The 22,041-nt window shown below is 53.2% G+C and carries 18 protein-coding genes; 5 read left to right on the top strand and 13 right to left on the bottom strand.

Annotation, left to right across the window (positions count from 1 at the left end; all coding sequences use genetic code 11):
• The first annotated feature begins 148 nt into the window (after window positions 1-148).
• Entirely contained in the window at window positions 149-1,429 is a 1,281-nt protein-coding gene (locus EHT87_RS17130; RefSeq protein WP_124907871.1) for a Gfo/Idh/MocA family protein, read from the top strand.
• Window positions 1,430-1,445: 16 nt separating this feature from the next.
• Here EHT87_RS17130 and EHT87_RS17125 read toward each other — a convergent pair whose 3' ends face one another.
• The 7 genes from EHT87_RS17125 to EHT87_RS17095 all read right to left on the bottom strand — a co-directional run bounded on the left by EHT87_RS17125 (window position 1,446) and on the right by EHT87_RS17095 (window position 8,493).
• Window positions 1,446-2,759, bottom strand: a complete 1,314-nt coding sequence (locus EHT87_RS17125; protein ID WP_124907870.1) for a DUF4270 family protein — start codon at window positions 2,757-2,759, stop codon at window positions 1,446-1,448.
• A gap of 135 nt (window positions 2,760-2,894) precedes the next feature.
• Window positions 2,895-3,218 (bottom strand): DUF4907 domain-containing protein, encoded by a 324-nt coding sequence (locus tag EHT87_RS17120; protein ID WP_124907869.1) that lies wholly within the window; start codon window positions 3,216-3,218, stop codon window positions 2,895-2,897.
• 8 nt (window positions 3,219-3,226) lie between these two features.
• Window positions 3,227-4,282, bottom strand: coding sequence for a Kelch repeat-containing protein (locus EHT87_RS17115; RefSeq protein WP_229321138.1), 1,056 nt, complete (start codon window positions 4,280-4,282; stop codon window positions 3,227-3,229).
• 107 nt (window positions 4,283-4,389) lie between these two features.
• Window positions 4,390-5,364 carry a hypothetical protein gene (locus tag EHT87_RS17110; protein WP_124907868.1) on the bottom strand — a complete coding sequence of 325 codons (975 nt, stop codon included), beginning with the start codon at window positions 5,362-5,364 and terminating at the stop codon, window positions 4,390-4,392.
• 27 nt (window positions 5,365-5,391) lie between these two features.
• Window positions 5,392-6,846: a S41 family peptidase gene (locus EHT87_RS17105; RefSeq protein ID WP_124907867.1), complete on the bottom strand. Its 1,455-nt coding sequence runs from the start codon at window positions 6,844-6,846 to the stop codon at window positions 5,392-5,394.
• 97 nt (window positions 6,847-6,943) lie between these two features.
• Window positions 6,944-7,786, bottom strand: a complete 843-nt coding sequence (locus EHT87_RS17100; protein WP_124907866.1) for a PepSY-like domain-containing protein — start codon at window positions 7,784-7,786, stop codon at window positions 6,944-6,946.
• A gap of 41 nt (window positions 7,787-7,827) precedes the next feature.
• The gene (locus tag EHT87_RS17095) at window positions 7,828-8,493 is read right to left on the bottom strand and encodes an SGNH/GDSL hydrolase family protein (RefSeq protein ID WP_124907865.1); all 666 of its coding nucleotides are present in this window, start codon (window positions 8,491-8,493) and stop codon (window positions 7,828-7,830) included.
• Between the two features lie 248 nt (window positions 8,494-8,741).
• Between EHT87_RS17095 and EHT87_RS17090 the strand changes: the two genes are divergently transcribed.
• The 3 genes from EHT87_RS17090 (at window position 8,742) to EHT87_RS17080 (ending at window position 11,377) form a co-directional block, all read left to right on the top strand.
• Window positions 8,742-9,347, top strand: coding sequence for an RNA polymerase sigma factor (locus EHT87_RS17090; protein ID WP_124908145.1), 606 nt, complete (start codon window positions 8,742-8,744; stop codon window positions 9,345-9,347).
• Window positions 9,337-10,887 (top strand): hypothetical protein, encoded by a 1,551-nt coding sequence (locus EHT87_RS17085; protein WP_124907864.1) that lies wholly within the window; start codon window positions 9,337-9,339, stop codon window positions 10,885-10,887. Before EHT87_RS17090 ends, EHT87_RS17085 begins: the two co-directional genes overlap by 11 nt.
• A 70-nt stretch (window positions 10,888-10,957) precedes the next feature.
• Window positions 10,958-11,377 (top strand): DoxX family protein, encoded by a 420-nt coding sequence (locus tag EHT87_RS17080; RefSeq protein WP_124907863.1) that lies wholly within the window; start codon window positions 10,958-10,960, stop codon window positions 11,375-11,377.
• Between the two features lie 51 nt (window positions 11,378-11,428).
• Here EHT87_RS17080 and EHT87_RS17075 read toward each other — a convergent pair whose 3' ends face one another.
• Window positions 11,429-12,616, bottom strand: a complete 1,188-nt coding sequence (locus EHT87_RS17075) for an esterase (protein ID WP_124907862.1) — start codon at window positions 12,614-12,616, stop codon at window positions 11,429-11,431.
• A 152-nt stretch (window positions 12,617-12,768) separates the two neighbouring features.
• Between EHT87_RS17075 and EHT87_RS17070 the strand changes: the two genes are divergently transcribed.
• Window positions 12,769-13,533 (top strand): NUDIX hydrolase, encoded by a 765-nt coding sequence (locus EHT87_RS17070; protein WP_124907861.1) that lies wholly within the window; start codon window positions 12,769-12,771, stop codon window positions 13,531-13,533.
• Window positions 13,534-13,582: 49 nt separating this feature from the next.
• Here EHT87_RS17070 and EHT87_RS17065 read toward each other — a convergent pair whose 3' ends face one another.
• From EHT87_RS17065 to EHT87_RS17045, 5 genes are all read right to left on the bottom strand, one after another.
• Entirely contained in the window at window positions 13,583-14,578 is a 996-nt protein-coding gene (locus EHT87_RS17065; RefSeq protein WP_124907860.1) for a sugar phosphate isomerase/epimerase family protein, read from the bottom strand.
• A 20-nt stretch (window positions 14,579-14,598) separates the two neighbouring features.
• Window positions 14,599-17,478: a PQQ-dependent sugar dehydrogenase gene (locus EHT87_RS17060; protein ID WP_374756032.1), complete on the bottom strand. Its 2,880-nt coding sequence runs from the start codon at window positions 17,476-17,478 to the stop codon at window positions 14,599-14,601.
• A gap of 170 nt (window positions 17,479-17,648) precedes the next feature.
• Window positions 17,649-18,302, bottom strand: coding sequence for a YceI family protein (locus tag EHT87_RS17055; protein ID WP_124907858.1), 654 nt, complete (start codon window positions 18,300-18,302; stop codon window positions 17,649-17,651).
• 105 nt (window positions 18,303-18,407) lie between these two features.
• Entirely contained in the window at window positions 18,408-21,098 is a 2,691-nt protein-coding gene (locus EHT87_RS17050) for a TonB-dependent receptor (RefSeq protein WP_124907857.1), read from the bottom strand.
• 183 nt (window positions 21,099-21,281) lie between these two features.
• Window positions 21,282-21,674 (bottom strand): T9SS type A sorting domain-containing protein, encoded by a 393-nt coding sequence (locus EHT87_RS17045; protein WP_124907856.1) that lies wholly within the window; start codon window positions 21,672-21,674, stop codon window positions 21,282-21,284.
• Window positions 21,675-22,041 lie beyond the last annotated feature (367 nt).

The raw sequence follows: 22,041 nt of genomic DNA, 5'->3' as shown, positions 1-22,041 counted from the left end.
GCTTGACCGTGGGGAAGATGATGGTGTAAAATAACAAAAAGCCGTCGGACTCTTTGGTTTCCAGCCTGTTAATTTTTCGTGACGTGTTGAAAGGCAGCCCGCTAATTTTTGTAACTTGAAATTCCAATTTCCTACCCTGACTAACTGCATGAATCATCCTCTTAACCGCCGGGAGTTTCTAAAACAAAGTAGCGCCGGTGCCCTCGGTTTGGCCTTGTTTCCAACCGTACGGAAAGTAGCACCCAGCGACCGCCTGCGCATTGCCCACATCGGTCTGGGCGGCATGGGCAACAACCACATGGGCTGGTTTGCCAAACTGCCCGAGGTCGAAATTGTCGCACTGTGTGATCTGGACCAGAATCATCTGAACGGCAGTCTGAAACGGTTGTCGGAACTGAATCCCGAAACGAAAGCCAGAGGGTATGAAGATTTCCGGCACATTCTGGACCGGAAAGACATCGACGCCATTACCGTCGCTACGCCCGATCACTGGCACGCCCAGGTGGCCATTCTGGCTTTTCAGGCCGGGAAGGACGTATACGGCGAAAAACCGCTTTCGTTCGATGTTCGCGAAGGGCAGAAAATGCTCAGAAATCTGAACCGCCACAAGCGGGTTTTTCAACTCGGAACCCAGATTCACGCCGGAGACAATTACCACCGCGTGGTTGAACTGATTCGGGGTGGAGCCATTGGCAACGTGCATACGGTCCGCTTGTGGAAAACCGGCCTGCCGCCCGATTTAGGGCCGGCCAACTACCAAACCCCGCCATCGACCCTGAACTGGGACATGTGGCTGGGACCCGCTCCGCAGTCGCTCTACACGCCCCAGCGGTGCCATTTTACGTACCGGTATTTTCTGGATTATTCGGGGGGCGTTTTTCAGGATTTCTGGTGCCACATCGCCGATGTCGTCTGGTGGTCGATTCAGCCTAAAAATCTGAAAAGTGTGAGCGCAACCGGGGAAGCGCCGGACGGAATTGCCGACGCTCCCAAGTCGATCAGCATCGATTACGAGTTTGAAAACCTGAAACTCTACTGGACCTCGGAACCTCCCAATGTGCCGGGAGCCGCTAAAAAAGGCATTGGTGCGTATTTTGAAGGAGATAAGGGCACGTTATTGTGCGATTACGGGACCCGCGAAATTACCGTCAACGGCGTGATCATGACCGATATGCCGGAAATCGCCAGGACGCTGGTGCGTTCTCCCGGCCATCAGCAAAACTTTGTCGATGCCGTGAAAGCCCGTTCGCAGCCCGAATCCAATCTGGAATACGCCCGTCAAATGACGATGCCGATGCACCTGGGACTCATTTCGTACCGGCTGGGTAGAAAGCTGGAGTGGAATCCCAAAAAAGAAAAGTTTGTGCACGACCGGGAAGCCAACGCCTATTTGTCGCGCGAATACCGCCGAAAGTGGGACTTGATCTAGCCGTTGCGCCGACCCGCTAGGTATCCGACGTTACGTATAATTTCAAGCGAATTCGGTCGGTCGTACTTTGCCGGTTTCCGAATTTGATGCGTTCAATCATGGTTTTCATCGTGTTTTGTCCGATCGGCACCCGCAACAACATGGGCCGGTTGACGGCCTGACCTTTCATGATCTGGTTGACGTAGTACGTGATGTTAAATACGTACGCATCTTCGAGTTCAATGGCATTTGACAAATACGAATAGCTGGCCACGGCTGCGCTCGCTCCGGTAGAAAAACCGGGAACAGCCTCAACGGTTTCATTCTGATTGTTTGTGAAATAGAGCCCCAATTGGGAGGGGGGCGGGTTGTTGTCGCGAAAATCCCGCCTGATCGGTTCGATGATCAACTCGGCCCTGTTGAGTCCGATGAAATTTTCCGGTTTGATGAATTCACTCAGCGACGGGATTTCAAGTCGGGTATACAGGAACGCTCCGGGAACAATAAAGGACGAATTGTCCGTCGTCCGGCTTGATACGGCATCCGATGGTCGTTGCAAAGCCTGTAGAGCCGTGCCGCTGCGGTTGCTGGTCAACTGGGTGAAATGCGACGCCTGAAACGGAAAAAGTACGTTATTCGCCGTTTGACTAATGTCGTTGCCCCGGTAATACAACCGGATGCCGGAAAGCGACGAGGTGAGATTAAAGGCTAAAAAGACGTTACTGGTTGTCGGACTCAGAAACGCGAATCCCTTCCAGTAATCGGACATGGTTTCGCTGCTGTTGATGTCCTTACTAACCAGTTTTTCAAAGAAAGTCCGGGCCATCGCGTCAGGAATTCGGATGCGAACCTGCCGGATTTCTTCCTTGAACTGCGGAAGAAACGTCGATTGCAGCAGAGGAGTGGTTCCGTAGGCAACGGCCTGAGTGTTGTAATGAACGGCCCCGATCTCGAGGGGTTGTTGAAGCTGGTGAACCTGGAGCATGAACGGCTTCAGGGTGTCGCCCACCGAATACCCGTACACCATTTCCAGCACCAGCGAATCGAACCGGATGCCTTTTTGATCGGGCAAATCGTTGGCAACGTACGACAGCGAAGCAAACCCCCGGGCTTGCATCTGGCCCGTCTGGGCGTCGGTCCAGCGACCAACCAGAACGCTGCTGTCGGAAGACGTAACAAAGGAGTCGGGTACCATCACCGTCGACAGGTTGACTGTAACCGTATCGATGTACTGAAGTTGCATTTCATCGGGATTGATCAGATTCTGCCCGACGTCTAAGTCGCCCGACAGGCAGGCCGAGAACACCAGCCCGGTCATGATCGGGAGCGCAAAGCGCAATAAGGTTCGCATGTAGTATTTTCTAAAGTAGGGGACTAAATCCTGTATAGTTGTTTACGGTATTCGGTTTACGGTATTCGGTGGCTGACGTGGGCAACTTGCGTCAGCTACCGTAAACCGTAAACCGAATACCGTAAACCGTATAGATTACCGAACCGGAACGCCTAACTGGCTCAATTCCGGCGCTGTGAGGGTAGGAGGGAATTCTCCGCGACGCAGTTTTGAAACGACGCGTTCGCCAACTTTGCGGGCCAGTTCCTCGGTTTCAAAACCGTGTTTGCCCGCTAGTCCCGGCACCGTTGGCTGATCGATGACGGTTGTTCCGTTGTGAACGATTTGATACCCCCAGCCATTCGGTGTGTGGATGATCGCGAGTTCATAGCCCGGTTTCTGGCGGAATAAACTATAGGTTGTAACCAGGGCCAGTCCGATCAGGAGAACGGCCAGTGATTGATACGGTTTCCGTTTCATCGGGTGGGTTAGTTGGTATCCGTATCCTGCTCAACGGTCGGGTCATACTCCCATAAGTCGTCGAAGCGGCCGGAACCGCTGCTGCCGGTGGTGATGTAGCCTTTTCCGTTGATGGCAAAGCCAAAAGCGTACTGGCGGCCTGAACCTTCGAAGGTCCCCTGCTCGTACCAGTCGTCGGTGGTGGAATCATAGACCCAGACGGCATTGCTGCCGTCGCCAACGGTGACATACCCCTTTGATCCGATCGAAAAGCCAACGGCGTAGCTGCGTTGAACCAGCTCATCGCTTTCAAAATCACCTTTCTCGATCCATTCGTCTTTGCTCGCATCGTAGGCCCACCAGTCTTTTTCCGCCGACCCGTTGTTGTTGCCGGTTCCGACATAGGCCAGCCCGTCGATGACGAACGAGAGCGCACCCAGCCGTTTGGCTCCGCCGTAGCTGGCAATTTTTTGCCACTCGTCTTTGGTCGGATCATACGACCAGAAATCTTTCAGGTAATTGCCGTCGAAACCGGTTCCCACATAGCCTTTGCTGCCAACCGAAAAGGCCACGGCGTTCCGGCGGGCGGTTCCACCGAAATCGGCGATGCGTTTCCAGGCATTGGTAGCCGGGTTAAATTCCCAGAAATCTTTCAGCCGTTCGCTGTTGACATTCAGGCCCGTACCGATGTATCCTTTTGTTCCGGCTGCGAAACCGACGGCGGTGTTGCGGGCTTCTCCGCCAAAATCCGCCAGCTGCGTCCAAGTGTTTTTGGCGGGATTGTAAGACCAGAAATCTTTCAGCCGGTCGTTGTCGGCATTGGTACCGGTGCCCATGTAGGCTACATTGTTCAGCACAAAACCGGCTACCGCGTTTCGGGCTACACCTTCAAAATCGGACCGGCGGTTCCAGTCGCCCAATACCGCAACGGCATCGTCATTTTTACAACTGCTCAGCAGGCTGCCCCAAAGGCCCCAGATCAGGGCGTAAAAAAGAGCCGTGATGACTACAGAATGGCGATTCCGTACGAATTTGACTACCGTTGACATCCGGGTATGCGGTAAACGGGGGAATGTAATTTTCATAGAAAAAAAGGGGAAAGTGATTACATAGAAAAATCCGCTGCCGGACTGGCAGCGGTGAACAGAAAGGGCAGATCCTATTTTTTTTCGAGTACCGGAAAGCATGGACTTTAGAGCTGATTACTTCGTCGTTTAGCGGGGGCTGATTCCGGCCGGTTGCCCCGCAGATTGAAAATACCGGGCATTTTTCGCAGGTCATACCGGAGCGCGTAGACATACCGCAACGATACGCCTACGCTCCAGCCGCTGCCATCGCTCCGAAGAACGGCGGCTTGTGACGCTCCGTGGTTGACACTGTACATCAGGTTGGTGGTGATTGAAGGGTCAAGTCCCCAGTATTTGCGGGCAAAAAAACTCAATTCGGCCCGTCCGCCGAGTTTGACGGTATATTCCGCCGACGCTTCGGCCAAACCGCTCACGTTCGGACTCAGGCGGGTTTCGCCAAAAATTTGAATGGTATCGATCTGCGTGCGGTTCGGCTGGCGACGGTAGCCACCCCCGGAACCGCTGTAGGTATATCCTTCAACCAGAAAGCTACTCAACTGGCGGCCGTTGTTAGGAATCATCCACAAACCGGCTCCGAGCCATACTCCGGAGCGCCGGGCGGCCCGGTTGCCAAAGCGCAGGAGCCGTTTTCCCCGGATAACGTAGCCGTTTTTGTTGTTCTCAAACCGGAGGTCGAGGGCGTTCGAGCCGCTGCCAACGACCAGCGTGTTGTGAATCGCTGAGCGGGCATAACCACCTTCCAGGGCCCAGCGTTCGTTGCCAACCCAGCCCACGAGGGCGCTCCAGCCGGTTCGAATGGTGGCTTTTGTACTGATCAACCCGTTGAAAGTCTGGTCGAGCTGACTCTGATCCGTCCGAAAAAAACCATCACCACCCACATACCAACGCTCGCGTATATACGCTTCTCCGTAGCGGGCCACTAATTGCGTCAGTTCCGTTCGGCGCGTTCGGGTTGAACGCCATTCCGGTTGGTCATCGCCAACGGTTTCAACCGGAGGGCGATAATAGTCGGTCATTCCCTGCGAAAAAGCGGGGGAGATGATGAGGGAGAGCCAGAACGTTGTCAGAGCGGTTTTCATGGGACAGGGCCAGCTTACAGGTGTTGCTTATAGCTTGATCGGTTTAAAGTTTGACAGGCTTTTGATCATCCGGCCACCGCCGGCCTTGCGCTGGATCGACGAACCCAGGCTGGTCAGGTGGTTGGGTTCGGCAACACCCCGCCGGGCGGTGCGGTTTCCCGTAATCTGGTACAGGGCTTCGTTCAGCATCGCTTCATTCACGTCGCCGAGCGGCAGCAGATTGAGCGGTTCCTGTACTTCCACGGTGGGTGTAAAACCGGTTGAATAATCGGACTGGCCCAGGCTGTTGAAGGATTTGAAGACGATAGGTTGCATACCCCACTTAATTTTTCCGGAATCATCGACTATCGTAATAGACCCCACATTTTTGCCATAGGTTGTCGTGCCGATGGTCGTTACGGTCATATAAGGCCGCAGCCCGTTGATAATCAGCTCGCTGGCTGAAGCTGTTCCATCCGTCGTCAACACAAAAACCCGCTGGAGATTGCCGCCGATGTTTTGGGATTTGGTCACGAACCGTTGGAGAAAAAACGCATCTCCGTATTGCTGCTTGAGATAAGGTGTCAGGGTTGAATTCCATTCCTCCCGGAAATACACTTTGGTGTTATCAATATTTTTACCGATCAGGCTGGCCAGATTGGCCGATGACGAGGTGTAGCCGCCGGGGTTATACCGCAGATCCAGCACCAGTTCATTGACTTCTCGGGCCTTGAACTTGCTGAAAATGGCATCTACCTGATCGTCGTATTCCGACCCGTTGCTGTTGTTGGGTGCCGGCACAAATTGGTTGTAAACCAGATAGCCAATGGTTTTTCCGCCAACGGTATACACCGAATCCATAAATACCGGATTCGCCTGAAAGGTGGTCGCTGTTACCGAACGAGCCACATCGGTGTCCACCAGCGTGCTGTTCTGAACCGAGGCCAGACCGAACGAAAACGTCGTAGCGCCCGAGTAGAGCAGGGAAGCGTAGTTGGAGGTGGTAATGGTTTGACCGTTTACTTTGCTGATAATATCCCCCCGCTTGAAACCCGCAGCGGCCGCCGGTGAGTTTGGCAAAACGTACAAAACCTGAGCAATGACGCTGGTCGATCCCTGCGAGCGCAGGTAGAGCGTAAATTCCATTCCGGTTGTGGTGGATTCTCCGCTCAGCGATGCCGAAAGATCATCCGCATTTTCCTCGATCCACGAAAACCGGTCGCCGTCAGGACGGGCGGTAGCGTCGTACGAATACAGCAGTGAATCAAAAAAATCGGAGGGAGCCAGCGTCAGGTCCGGATTTGCCGGAATCTTGTCATTCCAGTAATAATACTCCTGCATATTTTCCAGAATCCATTTATCGATGGTCTGGTTTTCCGTCGTTGCGGTTGAACTGGTCGTCGGCGTAACGATGTCAGTTTCCTTGCGGCAGGCCGACAGCAGCCAAACGGATAGCAATGCCATTCCCCACCAGGTGGATTTAATCGGCAGTTTGTTTTTCATAGGTTTTTTCAGGTTTTGTAGGGGTAACCGCTAATCGGATTGGGTTTTGAACTCCCCATCCTTTCTACGGAGCCAGAAAGGATGGGGAATCCACGCATCAACGGCGCATTTTTAACACCTCCTTAAAGGTGCCATCGGCCGCAAAAAGCAGAGCAACCGGTTTTCCATCGCTGGTTTTCACCATGACCACGAACTGGCCGTCCTCATTTTTGGCGGCATCTTTAATCGTCGAACCGGGATACGTATCGGTTACGTATTTTGTGACGGCAGCGGGCAGATCGGCCACGGCCACGGCGGTGAATTTACCGTGTACCGGTTTGGCTACTTCCTTGTTGAACGTTCCATCCGGGTTGAACAGCAGGGTTTTCGCCTGATTGCTCACGACAATCATGACCAGATAACCGCGGGTGCTGTCTTTAACGGCGGTTTTTAGTTCCGCACCCGCATAGTTCGTCGTGATGTAGCTGGTAATGGTGGCCGGCAGGTCGGCAACTGCGATCTGTTCCAGGCTGCCATTCTTACCACCGGGGCCTTTTCCGTGTGGGCCCCCTTTTCCGCCGGGTCCTCTGCCATCCGGTCCGCCTTTCAGGGCTAATTCTTCACTAAAGGTTCCATCGGCATTGAACAACAGCGCTTTAGGTTCGCCGTTTTGCGTAATGGCCACCAGGAAATTGCCCGTATCATCTTTAGCGGCATAGTCGATGGTAGCACCGGCATACTTGGAAGTGATGTAGCTGCTTACCGCTGCCGGGAGGTCAGTTACGGCTATTTTGGTGACTTTCTTCCTGCAAAAAAAACCGGAACTGTCGGAGCTTAAACGGGCGGTACTGGTTGCCGAAATGGACAAATCGGAATCTGGACTGACGGATTGTTGACTCTGATTACAGCCGTACAAACACGCGCCCAGCACAGTCAGTGCAATTAAAAGGGATTTTTTCATGGTTTTGCAGTCGTTATGGATTGGTATTGATTGGTGGAGAATTACGTATCGAGTTTCAAATGGCCGGTGGTAATGCTCGGCTCGGTCCGGTAAAAATCATAAAGCCGTCGGCCGATCAGTTCGTGGCTGATCGCATTCAGACGTTCGCGGTCGCCGGTGATGAAAAATTCTTCGCGGGAATCGATCAGCGACTGTACGTCGAAAACCCGGAAACCGCGGTGTCTACAGGCACTTTTCAGAATGGCGCTCCCTTTTCGCCGTAACCAGCCGCTGACCGGTTCGCGGTGGGGAAAGGGCGTCATCAGAATCACCCGCGCCCGGTGAAATCGGAGGGTTTCCAGAATCGTGGACAAATGCGCATGGACTTCGCTCAGGGGCCGGATGGTGACCAGAAAGGACTGGATGCGTAACTTCCAGGCCATGAGGTGTTCCAGGAGTTTTCCACCGGCCGTGGGCCGGAGTGCCAGCCGGGAATCGCGCAGATGGCGGTTGGCAACCTGCAAAATGATCAGATCATAGCGCCGGAGCGGAACACGCTGCAACACCTCCGCGATGGTGCAAAGTGCCATGGGAGCGTAATACGTCACGGCCACTTCCTGACCCCCGCGCTCAAGCTGCTGCACAAACTGGTCGATATAGCTTTGTCGGGAGTTTAAGCCCGAGTCGTAATGGAGACTATCCGCAATGACCAACAGATGTACTTTCATTGCCTGTTAATTTCTGGTTCGGAGTCGAAATGAAACCGCCCGGCGTCGAGTCGATCCGGTTTTTCCGACGATACAACTGACATTACGCCCCGAAAACCGGCACCGTTGCAGCCTTAATCGAAAAAAAATGTTGAAATTGAGGTGTCAAAAAAAAATAAAAAAAAGTTGCTCACGGCTGCAACAGTCGGCTCCGGATTGGCGTATTGGAAATCGTATGCGTGAATCATTTACTTAAAATCGTTACGGCCTTGTTCTTCCGAAAGCGCCCTTCCTTCGCGGAAAACGATATTGACAGTGTTATCGAAGCCTGCCGTAACAGCGATGCGCAGGCGCAGCGTGTTTTGTTTAAAAAATTTTACAGCTACTCCAAAAGCATTTGTCTACGGTATTCGGCCACGGTTGAGGAAGCGGAAGAAGTGTTGAATGAAAGTTTTCTGAAAGTATTTCAACGGCTGCACCAATACGACGCTTCGCATCCTTTCAAGGCCTGGCTGCGGTCAATTCTGATCAATACGGCCATCAGTTATTACCGCAAATACCACAAACTGGACATGAGCGCGCTGGAAGCCGGACAGGATGTGCCGTTCGACGACGATGTGATTGGCCGGATTTCGGCGGAGGAAATTCTGGCGCTGGTGCAGCAACTGCCGCCCGCTTATCGAACCGTATTCTCGATGCATGTAGTCGATGGCTACAGCCTTCGGGAAATTGCCGAGGTGTTACAAAGCAACGAAGCCACGATCCGTTCCCATTTTTTGCGGTCGCGGCAACGTCTTCAGCAGGCGATCCGGTCTGCTTATCCACACCTGTTTCCATCCGATCCTGCGATTCCTATTCGTTACTATGAAAACTGATAAATTTGAAGAAACTATACGAGAAAAGCTGGAGGGAATAGACCCTCCATACCGTGAAAACGACTGGTTGCAACTCCGTTCTTTTCTGCGTCGCAACGGCGTGCCTTCCATCGGCGGTGCGGCCACCCACTGGCTGGTGCCGATGTTGAGTGCGGCCACCGTGGCCGGTTTGCTGATTCTTACAGTCTGGCAATACCGTACCAATCAGAAACTGGAGCAAACCGTTCGGACCCTGAAGGATACCGTAACGATTCTGCAACAGGCGCAGCCCGAAACGACCGTGGCCCAGCTTCCAAAAACCGATACGGTGTACATCACGCGCGAAATTCCGACACCCCGGTTGTTGCCTTCCGGGCCCAACTATCGTTCGCAGGATAATCGGAGGGGTCCCGACCGGTTGGAAACCGATGATTCCGCAACGGATTTAAGCCGCAACGATTCGGAACCAACCGTGCGCCAGAAATCAGATCGTGTTCGGCCGGAGGCAACCCCATTGCCGGAAAAAACCGGATCCAACGAACGATTCACGCAGGCGAAAGAGTTGACCGAACCCAACCCAGCGACTACCGGACGTGAGCCCTCCGAACAACCTGACCGGAATGGAACGCCAACCGGAAATTCGGTAAAACCGTCCGGCGACCGCTGGAACCGCCCAAATGAGCGGTATTCGGGGAACCAGAAACCACCCGGTTTTGAAACCACGCGGCCCTTGTCGTCCGGAGCACCGGGTTCGGACCATCAGACCGGAACTGCCGGGTCAACGACGGGTTCGTCAGAAACTGCATCGATTTCCTGGAAGCCGCTACAGAGCCGACCTGTCGAATTTGATTCAAATTATTACGCCGAAAACTACCAGCGCCGGATCCGCCGAATCCGGCCGTTGACCACGTCTTCGCCGGTTGTTACTTCGTCGGCGGCCAAACCGGTTATTGAAGAACCGCAACGGTTTGTCCGTTTCCGAATCGGGGGAAGTGCCGAAATCGGCGGGAGTCAATCGGGTTTTGGACTGGCGGGCGAGGTGTTGCTCGGAAATCATTTGACGGTTGGCCTTGGCTTGAGCAAACTGCGATTGGCCGGAGACCATTTTCTGAGCGACATTCAGTATAATGTGCAACGGAGGAGCGATTTCCGGGGTGATTTTCCCGGTAAAGTACCGCCTGCAGATCCGCGCACCGAGATTCTCGATATCAACCAAAAAGGGAAATCGTGGCAATTCCCGATCACTTTTGGTTATCGAATGCCCCTGGGAAATTCGGTTACGATCATTCCTTCCGTTGGCGCCAGTTTCAGCCTGAGAGCCCGTGAATACGTCACTTTCACGCACCGGAAAGGACCGAATGAGTTTAACCCGGTAACGTTTTATGCCAAGTGCCCGACCGGCTGGTACAATAGCATGCTGGTGAGCATTGCCGTCGAAAAACAATGGAGTCACTGGGCCGTTCAGGCGAGCCCGTACCTATCGAATCCATTGTCTACTTCACCGTTTACGCTCAATCGGACTTCGGCCGGTTTGCGGGCCCGGGTATTGTATCAGTTTTAAGCCGGAAAAGCGATAACGAAACAAGTGTCATAAAATGGTCGTTTAGCAGTAAAAACAAAACGACCTTTCTATGAAACCACTGTTAGGAACCAAGGCCAGTCCATCGATGGTGCATATCGCGCTGCTGGTGCTACGAGTGGGTGTTTCGGCTTTGATGTTGACGCATGGCTGGCCCAAATTCACTAAAATAGTGGCGGGTAATTTCAATTTTGGCGATCCCATTGGTATTGGAAGCACACCGTCGCTGCTCCTGGCAACGCTGGCCGAATTTGTTGCCTCTATCCTGATTCTCCTCGGCTTTCAGACCCGCGTGGCCGCTTTGGTCCTGATGATCAATACGTTGGTAATTACCATATTTGCCCACGGGAGCGACCCGTTCGGAAAAAAAGAACTGCCGCTTTTATACTTCCTGATTTATTTGACCATCTATTTTGTCGGCCCCGGTAAACATTCGATCGATGGCCGGACCAACCGGACCTGGCCCGGCTGAACTCAGTCAACGGGCGGGATTCAATTCATCCTTACCCGGTGAACGGGCGAATTATTTCTTTGACCAGAGATTGGGTAAAAGCCGGTAATACAGCAAATGCCGCCAGGTTCCCCAATCGTGTGCCCCATCGCCACCGACGTAGTAGTCGTGCCGGACGTTGTGTTTCTGAAGCGCTTCGTGTAAGGCGACGGCCCGTAGCCCAATCGTAGCGACCTCACCGGTTCCCTGCCCAACCAGGAGGTAATCCACCTTTTTATTGATGTCCGGATCATTCAGAAACTTCGCGCTGGCCTGTTCGGTATTCAGGTCACCGGAGCTCAGGCAGCCGAACGAACTGAACAGATCCAGGCAGTTGAAACCGACGAGCTGGGTGTGCCGCCCGCCCATCGACAACCCCGCCAGCGCCCGGCCTTTGGGATTGGCCAGCGTGCTGTAGTTCTTATCGACGTAGGGTACGATCTGCTTGCGCAATTCTTCTTCAAAGAGCTTGAACGTCAGCTCAGTATGACGTGGATCGCTGCGGTGAATCACCTGGTTGTTCGGCATAGCAATAATCATGGGGACGGCTTTGCCTTCCGCCATCAGATTGTCCGCAATGAAATTCGCCCGGCCGTCCAGCGCCCAGGTCGATGCCAGTTCTCCGCTGCCACCGAGCAGGTATAAAACCGGGTATTTCTTCTTCGGATTATAACCGGGTGGGGTGTAGATGTACATTTCACGTTCACCATTCAGCGCGTCAGAGTGGTAAATGTGGCGGGTTACCATACCGTGTGGTACCTTCCGGGCGTCATAATAAGCCGGACCAGTGCCATGAACCACCAGCTGGCTATAACCGGGCTGGTCCGAAAAACCGGTCAGGGTATTGTTGGGATCAACCACCGGTACGCCATCGATGATCAATTTGTAGACGTAAATATCCGGCTGCACGGGCCCAACCGTCAGCGTCCAGAGCGTATCGTTTTCTTTTTTAAACGGCACGGGTTTGGTGGCTTTGAGCGCCAGCAGTATCGGCCCGCCCGTCAACAGGACTTCCTGCGCTTTGGGTGCTTTCAGCCGGAAAGTCACCCTATGATCGTCGCTTACCTCGGGTGAAATGACGTTAGCGCCAAATGGGTTCAGATTCTGGGTATTTTTGTGCGGATTCCAGTCTAAATTGACGTGAGCCTGTTGCGCCCGGGTCACCGGTATGGGGGCCAGCAACAGAAAGTACAGGAATAGTCGGGTTGGGACTTGTTTCATGCTGGAGCGTGTCTGTTTTGAAATTGGTAACCGCACTCAAAAACTTCGGCTTTTGCCGAACGGCCGGGCTGGTCTACCCTTTGAACCGTCAACCTAAAAATAAATATTGAGTATGTATTTAATACATACAGGTTATTTTTTATTTTTTCCCTATGGATTACAAAAAACAGCTGGCAGAGTTCTTTAAGGAGGTTGATGAGCGGTGTATTCTGGGCCTTTCGATCGACTGTGTTATTTTCGGATTTTACGATAATCAGCTGAAAGTCTTGCTATTGCGTTGGAAACAAACCGAGGAGTGGGGATTGCCCGGCGGTTTTATTTACAAGAAGGAATCGGTCGATGTCGCTGCGCAGCGGATTCTGGAGGAACGAACCGGAATCAATGAGCTTTTTCTGCAACAATTTCACACCTTTGGCGAGGATGTCCGGTATAATCGGCAGGAAATTAGCCAAAAGCTAAACTGGCCTGATCTTTCGACCCGCCGGTGGCCCGACCGAACCGTCTCGATTGGCTATTTTGCGTTGGTCGATTTTTCGAAAGTGACGCCTGCTGCCGATTTTCTGACGGACGAATGCCGCTGGTGGGATGTCGAAAACCTGCCCGCTTTACTTTTCGATCACAATCACATTGTTGAAGTGGCGCTCAAAACTTTGCGGGTTCAGCTGAGCTGGCAACCCATCGGGTATAATTTGTTACCCGAAAAATTCACCATGCCGGAGTTGCAGCGGCTCTATGAAACCATCCTGAACCGCTCGCTCGATCCGCGAAATTTTTCCAAAAAGATGCGGGCGCTGGGGATCATCGAACGGCTGGAAGAACAGCGAAGGGGAGGGGCCTTCAAATCACCGTACCTCTTCCGGTTCAATAAAGAGAAGTACAGGAAAGCTTTGCAGGAAGGAAACCTGGCCTTTAGTTAAACGATTTGGGGAGCCGGATAACCACGCATCCGGCTCCCCGAATCAGTCCTTACGCCAGTACTTTGGCCAGATTCTGGTAGCTGGTCGAAATGTTTTCGACACCCGTTGCGCCGTCCTGCTCTACGAAATAATACTTCAGGCCCGCCGTTTTGGCCGCTGTGAAAATGCGCTTGAAATCGACCACGCCATTGCCCACCTCGGTAATCGTTTTCAGATCCTGTTTGATGTCCTTGATGTGCCAGAGCGGAAACCGGCCCGGCTGTTCCTTGAACAAGGCAACAGGATCCTTACCGGCTTTGGTGGCCCAGGCCAGATCCAGTTCCATCTTGACCAGCTCCTTATCGGTCTGGGAAAGAATCAGTTCGTAAGGCGTTTTGGCAGCCGTTGCCCCGGCCCCATCGACGGGATCGAACTCCGTGGCGTGGTTGTGATAGGCAAACGCAATACCGGCTTTTTTACAGGCTTCACCGGTTTTCTGGAACACCTCGATGGATTTATTGATTTCATCCACCGTGCTGACGGGCGTACTGGCGCAGACGAGGTAACTCAGCCCGCCTTCGGCGGCTTCGTCAACCAGTTGCTGGTAGTTATCCCGCAGGTTGGGCCGCTTGGCCATGGCCGCAAAAAGGGCCTGGCGATCGGCATTTACCGGTGGGGCGCCAGCCGAGGGCGGTGTAGCCCCGACGGGTGCTCCACCCACACTGGGCGGAACCCGGGGCCGGAAGGGAGCGCCACCCGCGTGGTGCGCCCGCCATTTCATGCCCAGGTCTTCAACGATGGATTTGAATTCTTTGGCTTTAAAGCCATAATAGCCTTCTTTCAGGCCACCCGCGGTTTCAATTTCCTTGTAACCGATGGCGGCCACTTTTTGCAGAGTGCCTTTCGGATCGTCGGCCATCAGGCGGGTGATCGTGTATAACTGCAGACCGATGGGGGCCGAAGCCAGCAAACCGGTCAGCGAACTGGCACGCGCGAAAGCCGGTACCAGCAGACCGCTCAACGCGAATGCTCCGGAATTTTTTAGAAACTCTCTTCGGGATGACATGCTCATAATGGATTTGAAAGTTACTTCTTCACCGGGCTAAACTTGATGCTGGACAGCGACAAAAGTGGCTCGATGGGCTTGGCATCGCTGTTTTTAAAGACCAGATACACATCGTGCACGCCGTTGGTTTCTTTCAGATCGACCCGGATTGGAGCCGGGCCACGGGGCGTGTAAGCGGGTGCCGCTGCCGTCGTAGACTTGGGTGCAGTGGTGGTCGCACCCGTTCCGGCACTGGCGGTTGTTCCCCCGGCGATCTGAATGGACGTTGCGGTTGGTGCCGCGTTGGCGGCTCTGGGCTGGGCCACCTCAACCTGTGTTTTGCCGATCACTTCGCCCGTTGGCGAATCCAGACGAATCTCAACCGTTCCCCCAACGCTGCCTTCGCGTTTCTGGGCCGAAGCCACCAGGTCAAGCTGTTTGATGTCGGTCAGATCCAGCTTTTTATACCCAATGTAGCCTCCGGAGAAAGCCATCAGGCTGACACCCGCTCCCATGCCCCGCGCCTTGATATCCACCCCTTTGCTCACTTCCGCGTCGGCGGGGCTCACTTCCGGATTTCGCAGAATAATCTGGCTTTCCGACGTCTGGGAGGGAATCGCCTTGACGGGTTGGTCGGTATAAGCCGCCCGCACCAGGACCGAGCCTTTTCCATTATCGCCCTGCGGAACGTTGACGGTATAACTGCCCTCCAGCGGCAGGGTACTGAGCGTCTTTTCGGTACTGTTCAGAATGTATTTGACGATAGCGGCAGCATCGGCGGTCGACATGGCCGGGTGTGCCGGCATGGCCACATCACCCCAGACACCACCACCGCCATTGATTATTTTTTTGACCAGATGATCGGCAGCTTCCGGCTTGCCTTTATACCGGTTTGCCACATCGTTGAACGACGGACCGACCGATTTGGTCGCCACCTGATGACAGACCTTGCAGTCGCTCTGACCGATCAGCGTCTGGGCCACAGCGAATTGCGTGGAGGCATCGACGCTCCGCTGACTCTGCGCCACTTCGGCGTAGTCGAAACCTTCCGACGTATAGTCGATGCTCATGGCAACCCGGCCCGGATTGATTTGCTTCGCGTTCGACTTCGCCGTGCTGCCATCCTCCTTATCCGTCACCTGAACCGAATACTGAATCGGTTTGTCGGGAAAGTAAAACGACTTGTTGCCGACCACATTCACCGCAACGACGGGCGGCTCGTTTCCGGCGATGATTTTAACCGACTGGCTGTTGCTGGCCCCCTTCGGATCGCTCACCGTCAGGGTGGCGGTATATACACCCGGTTTGTCGAAGGAAACCGTCGGGTTGGCGGTCGTAAAGACGCGGGCGGCACCACCGGCCGAAGCCACTTTCCACTGGTATTTCAGGGCGTCACCATCGAAATCCTTGCTGCCTTCCGACGACAAAGTAATCTGAAAAGGCACCGTTCCCCCTTTTTTGCTGGCGGATGCCTGAACGAGCGGTTTCCGGTTTCCGCCGTTGTATTCCAGCCGCACGAGTCGGGAGTTGTCACTTTTTCGGAACCAGTTGCTGCCGTATTCCAGGGTATACAAATCGCCGTCCGGACCGAACTTCATGTCGATCGGTTCAACGGGGCGGTAATTGGGCAACACCCGCTCCATGGATTTGTAATCGCCGTTTGCGTCCATCGTAATGGCCATGATCCAGCCCCGCGAGAAGTCGGTTGCAATCCATTTGCCTTCGTAATAGGCTGGCCACGGACGCTTGGGATCTTTGAAATCGGAGCGGTGATAAATCGGTCCGCCGGTCGCACTGCGCGACCCGCTGCCCACCAGCGGAAATTTCTCGGAAACGCCGTAGGGGTAATAAATAAAGGACGGCGCAACCGGCGGCAATTCCGTTAAACCGGTATTGTTGGGCGACGTATTGACGGGCTTTTTGGGGTCTTTCTTTTCCAGCGGTTTGTTGGTGCCGTAATCAAAAACCGGGAAAGCCTGGTCATTGCCGACAAACCACGGCCAGCCGAAGTTACCCGGTTTGCGAGCCTGATTCAATTCATCGTAGCCGCGGGGACCAATCTCGGAATCTTCGTTGGCATCGGGACCCACTTCACCCCAGTAAACAAAACCGGTTTTGCTGTCGACCGCAATCCGCCAGGGGTTGCGGTGGCCCATCGAGTAAATTTCCGGGCGCGTTTTGGCCGTTCCTTTCGGATACAGGTTGCCTTCCGGAATGGTGTATGAACCATCCGGCTCGGGGTGGATTCGCAGGATTTTGCCGCGCAGATCGTTGGTATTTCCGGCGTGTCCCTGATCATCCCAACTGGCCCGGCCGGGCCGCTCATCGGTTTGGGCCGCCTGCTGATTTCCGGTATTGTTGCCAACGGTCAGGTACAGATTACCGGCTTTGTCCCAGGTCATTCCGCCACCGGTATGGCAGCAAACTTCGCGCTGTGTGGTCACTTCCAGCAGCACCTTTTCGGAGCCGGTGATCAGTTTGTCATCGCGCAAATCCCAGCGGGTCAGCAGGTGTTTCTTTTCGGTTGGGTGGGCGTAGTACAGATAAACCCAGTGGTTTTTGTCAAAATTCGGATCGAGTGAAAGGCCCATCAACCCTTCCTCCGCTTCCCGCGAAACGCCCTCGGCGCTGGTGTATTTGGTATTGACGGGAATCGTGGCAATCAGATTGACGGTTTTGGTGGCCGGGTCGTATTTCTTGAAGGCCCCCTTGCGTTCGATGATGTAGGCCGTCCCGTCCTTGAGAACTTCAAAGACCATCGGCTCATCCAGGTTTTCGGCAATGACGACCGGCGTAAACCGGCTTTCATCCGGTTTTTGATCCCTGGGATTGTCCTGAATCGTGAACGACGCCAATCCGGCGATTAGCGATGTATTGAGTAAAATCGAAAGCGATTTTGACAAATAGCGTTTATAGTTCATCATAGATGGTTAGCCTTAATTGTGGTTTGTTGAGTATTGGTTCAAACAAGAAATCATTCATTGTTAGAAAAAGTCTTCCCTTTTGATTAGTTAACGTAAGTAATCAATGAAAATGGTAAACTCTTTCTGACAATGAATGACAGTAGGTAATGAGCAAACGGCTGCCCGGATTACATCGGCTTCGATTTCTTCCCGACCAGCTTCAGGTCCAGCGAAAACGTATCTTCAATAATTTTATCAGCCGCCGTACCAATTACCGCAGCCCGGTATTTGATGTCGTACGCTAACCGGTTGACCACCAGCTTGGCCGTTGCTTCGACCGCGTCGCCGGAAACTTTGACAACCGCCGGGAAGGTGATCGGGTTGGTGGTTCCTTTGATGGTCAGATCACCGGTAACGTTGTAGTTGGCCTCACCGGTTTTGGCACCCGAAATGGCGTCCAGCTTGGTAATCTTGAAAGCGGCCGTCGGATTTTTTTCAACCGAAAAGAAATCGTCGCCTTTCAGGTGGTTAACCACGCGCTCGCTGTTTTTATTCTCGCTGAGCGTGGTCATATCGGCCGTGAAATTACCCGCCGTCAATTTGTTGCCATTGAAAACGAACTCGCCTTTGGATAGCTTGATGTTCCCGGTGTGTTCGCCCCCCACTTTCTTGGCGTTCCAGACCACCGTGCTCTGCTCGGTGTCGACCGCGTACGTAACGGTTTTGGCAATGGTTTTCTCGGAACGTTTCCCGGGACCGTTAGCGCCGGCGATGGTGATCAGCGGGGTGGTGGTCAACAGCAGGACGGCTAAAAAACCGGCTACAATTGGGTTGGTTTTCATGATAGAGAGGTTGGTTAAAAGGTGAGATTGTAGGTTGAAAAGATCAACAGAACCAAGCGGTTCTGTCGATCTTTTCGGTTGGAATTCAGGAATAGTCAAACTGGATTATTGACGGGGACGTCCGCCCGGAGCACCGCCGGTTGCCGGTTGGGCTGGTTGTTGGGCACCGCCATTGTCGTCACCGCCCCCTTTCTGGTCGTCGTTGTTGATGGATTTTTTCTTGCGGCCGAAGCTGAATCCGGAACCATCGAGGCTCATTTTACCCAGACGATACGAGAAATTCACGCGAACCCCGGCATTATACATGCTGTTGACACTTTGTTGCGTCAGAATTGGTGATATCGACTCGGAACGTACTTTGAACGGGTGATTGAAGAAGTTTTCCGCGCTCAGACCCACGCTGCCCCGCTTGTTGTTGAAATCCTTCTTGACCCCGAGGTTGTAGAAGGCAAAACTGCCCTGGTAGCCCTGCAACTGAATCTGCCGTCCGCGGCCACCGCCGAAGCCCTGGATTCCCCAGCCGTTTTTCAGCGTTACACTCGTGAACAACCGGCCGCCAATGACCCAGCCCGAGTTGGAAGCGCCGTAGATGGCACTGGCGTTGTTGTTGGTCAGAGAAGTATGATAGAGGTCGACACCGCCACCGAGCTGCCATTTCGAGAACAGCGTCACGTTCGTGAACAAATTCACCCCGTAGGCATTTTCCTTTCCGATGTTTTGATAGGTGCTGCTGATCCCGTTTTGGTAAACCGGATTTTCCACGGTTCCGGTATTGACCTGACGCACATCCCGCACATTGGTGATGGAATTATTGGTTTGGCGGGCAAACAGCGTGGCATTCATGTAGAATTTCTTAATCTGACCACTTAGCCCTAATTCCACATTGTCGGTAAATTCAGGCTTCAAATACGGGTTACCCTGGCTGATGTTGAGCGGGTTCGCTGCATTGATGTTGGGATTCAGGAACTGGATGCCCGGCCGTTGAATCCGGCGGTTATACCCCAGTTTAATGATTTTTCCGCCTTTCAATCCTTTCGACAGGTTGACGCTCGGTACAAAAACGCCGTAGTCCGGAATATCACTCAAATCACTGCCCTGCTCGTTACTAAAACGCGCCTTGATAAATGTGTACTCGTACCGACCGCCGGCTTTCAACGTCCATTTCGTCTTCGAAGCATACGTATACGCCACGTAAGTCGCCATAATATTCTGGTCGTAGTTCAGCGTATTGGCCGGTTGAATCGGGCTCACCTGATAGTTTTCGTTATCGCCAACCGTCGTAAAGTATTGATAATCACTGTTTACGTTCCGGAAGATGCCTTTGCCACCAAACTCCAGCAACTGATTTTTTCGGATCGGCGTTTGGTAATCCATCTGCAGGGTCGATTCCTGGTTGTAGCTCAGGTTGTCGTTGCGCTGACGGCTGGTAATGGTTTGCATATCCGTGCCTTTGAGCAATTCTGCCACAAAGTTATTGGTGTTGTTGTTGCGGCTGTATAACCCCAGAACGCTGAATTCCTGATTCGGCTTGTAGGTCTTCGTGTAGCTGACGTTGGCATCGACCGTACCCGATAGGTTTTTCGTTTTCACGTTCCGGCCCGACATGTTGGCCAGCAGATTGATGTACGAAAGTGTTTGCAGGTTGTCCTGGTAGTTGATCATGTTCCGCATCCCGTAGCGCAGGCTGGCGGTTAACGACGTGTTTTTGTCGATGTCGTAATCCCAACCCAGCTGGTAATTCCCGAACATACCGGCCTGACGGGTGTCGGCAGACTGGATGGTTGTGGTAGTTCCCATCTGACCAACCGTAGTTTGGGTGCTGTTGAACGCGCCTTTGACGTTATACATGGCCCGGCCAAAACCGCCCAGGTTGAAGCCCATTTTACCCTGGCGGTAGCTGGCGTTCAGGTTCAGGTTCGAACTCCGGTTTCCCGTGCCGACGTCGACGTTCATCGTAGCGCCCTGCAAGGTGTTTTTCTTGGTGATGATGTTGATAATACCGGCAGACCCTTCGGCATCGTATTTGGCGGAGGGGCTGGTGATCACTTCGATCGACTTGATCATATCGGCCGGAATCTGCTTCAAGGCATCGGCCACGCTGCTGGCCACGATCGTCGACGGTTTGTTGTTGATCAGAACCCGGACGTTGCTGCTACCGCGCAAACTGACATTGCCGTCGAGGTCGACGCTCAGCATCGGCACTTTCCGCATGATGTCGGCCGCGTCACCACCTTTGGAAGTAATGTCTTTTTCGGCGTTATAAACCAGCCGATCCACTTTCTCTTCAATCAAAGCCGCCTGACCCGTCACGGTTACTTCGCCCAAAAGGCGAACATCCTGCGACAGTTTGATGACGCCGACGTTGATATTCGATCCTTTTTCAATTTTGATGGGAGCCGATAATTTATTCTGGTAGCCGATGAAGGAATACTGGAGTTTGTATTCGCCCGGAGCCAGTTTACCTAAGACGAATTGCCCTTTGCCATCCGCCGTCGTTCCGTCGATGGGTTTACCACTTTTAATGTCCATCAGCGCAATGGTGGTATATTCGACGGGTTTGTTGGAAGTCGAGTCCATAATCACCCCCGAAATCTTGCCATTGCCGCGTGGTTTGTCGTCGTCGGCGGTGCCGGGAATGAATGTTTTTTCTTTTTGCTGACCATTTTGGCCCGGCATACCACCGCGCTGACCGCCAAAACCACCACCCGGTCCGCCCCCGCCCGGAAACTGAGCGAATGTCTGGACGGCGGCCAGGATCAATACAACAAAAAACAGAGACTGGGAAAACTTGTTCATGAGCTTGAGTTCATTAGACAATGAATATGCAAATCAACACTTGTGGGAGTAGTCTGGAAAATGGAATAGACTAAAAGGGCGGGAACATCGCCGGATGACGTCATTTTACCGATGAACTCAAAAGGGACTTTGAGTCATCAGGACCCTGACACGAGCCGATTGACCGGTGTCAGGGTCCTGAAATTACCCGATCGAAACGGTTCGGTACGGAGCGGGGGTGGGGACGTTGGTCGAAATATTGATTTCTTTCGTTTGCGTGGTGGCACCGTCCGAAACCACGATCGTATAAACGCCATCGGTCAGGCCACTGATGTCAAAACGGGTACGGACGGCTTTTTCGTGTTTGTTCAGCCATTGGGTAGCCTGCGTAACGCCCAGCCTGTCGATGAGACGGATGGTTACGTGGGCGTTTTCCATATTCTCGACGACTACATCAATTTTCATGGAAGACGGAAACGCAACCACGGAGGATTGAAACGGGGCCGAATCGTCGGTTTTGCCTGTCGTGCTGGCGAAACTAACGGACGATGCGCTGATGGCGAAAGCGATGAAGAGGGAAGCGAATGCGGTTTTCATTATAGTCGTTGTTTTACGTGAAACGAAGTGATTGTTGGTTAGCGGCCTGCTGGCGGCTGATCGACTGGACAAAACAACACCGGATAAAATGGTCCGCAAAACGCAATATACCAGCGAGTTAGGGACGTCGATTAAAAGCTGGATCTGACCGATAAGTGCTGCGAACCGGGGCGCTTTGTTCGGAATAAACCGGAAGAGGGAGCTAATAGGTAAAAATTGGCTATTGGTCGGGACAAGCTGCCAATTAGTCGATTCTCCGGGGCGGTTTTGATTTTTGTGACGTATGATTGTAAATCAATTGACGCCGTTAACCGCTTCTACACCTTCACTGTATGATTTTGTCGGGCGATACATATAGATATTTTTA

Source organism: Larkinella knui (assembly GCF_003858645.1).
Classification (GTDB): domain Bacteria; phylum Bacteroidota; class Bacteroidia; order Cytophagales; family Spirosomataceae; genus Larkinella; species Larkinella knui.
This window is presented reverse-complemented; position numbering and strand designations above follow the sequence as displayed.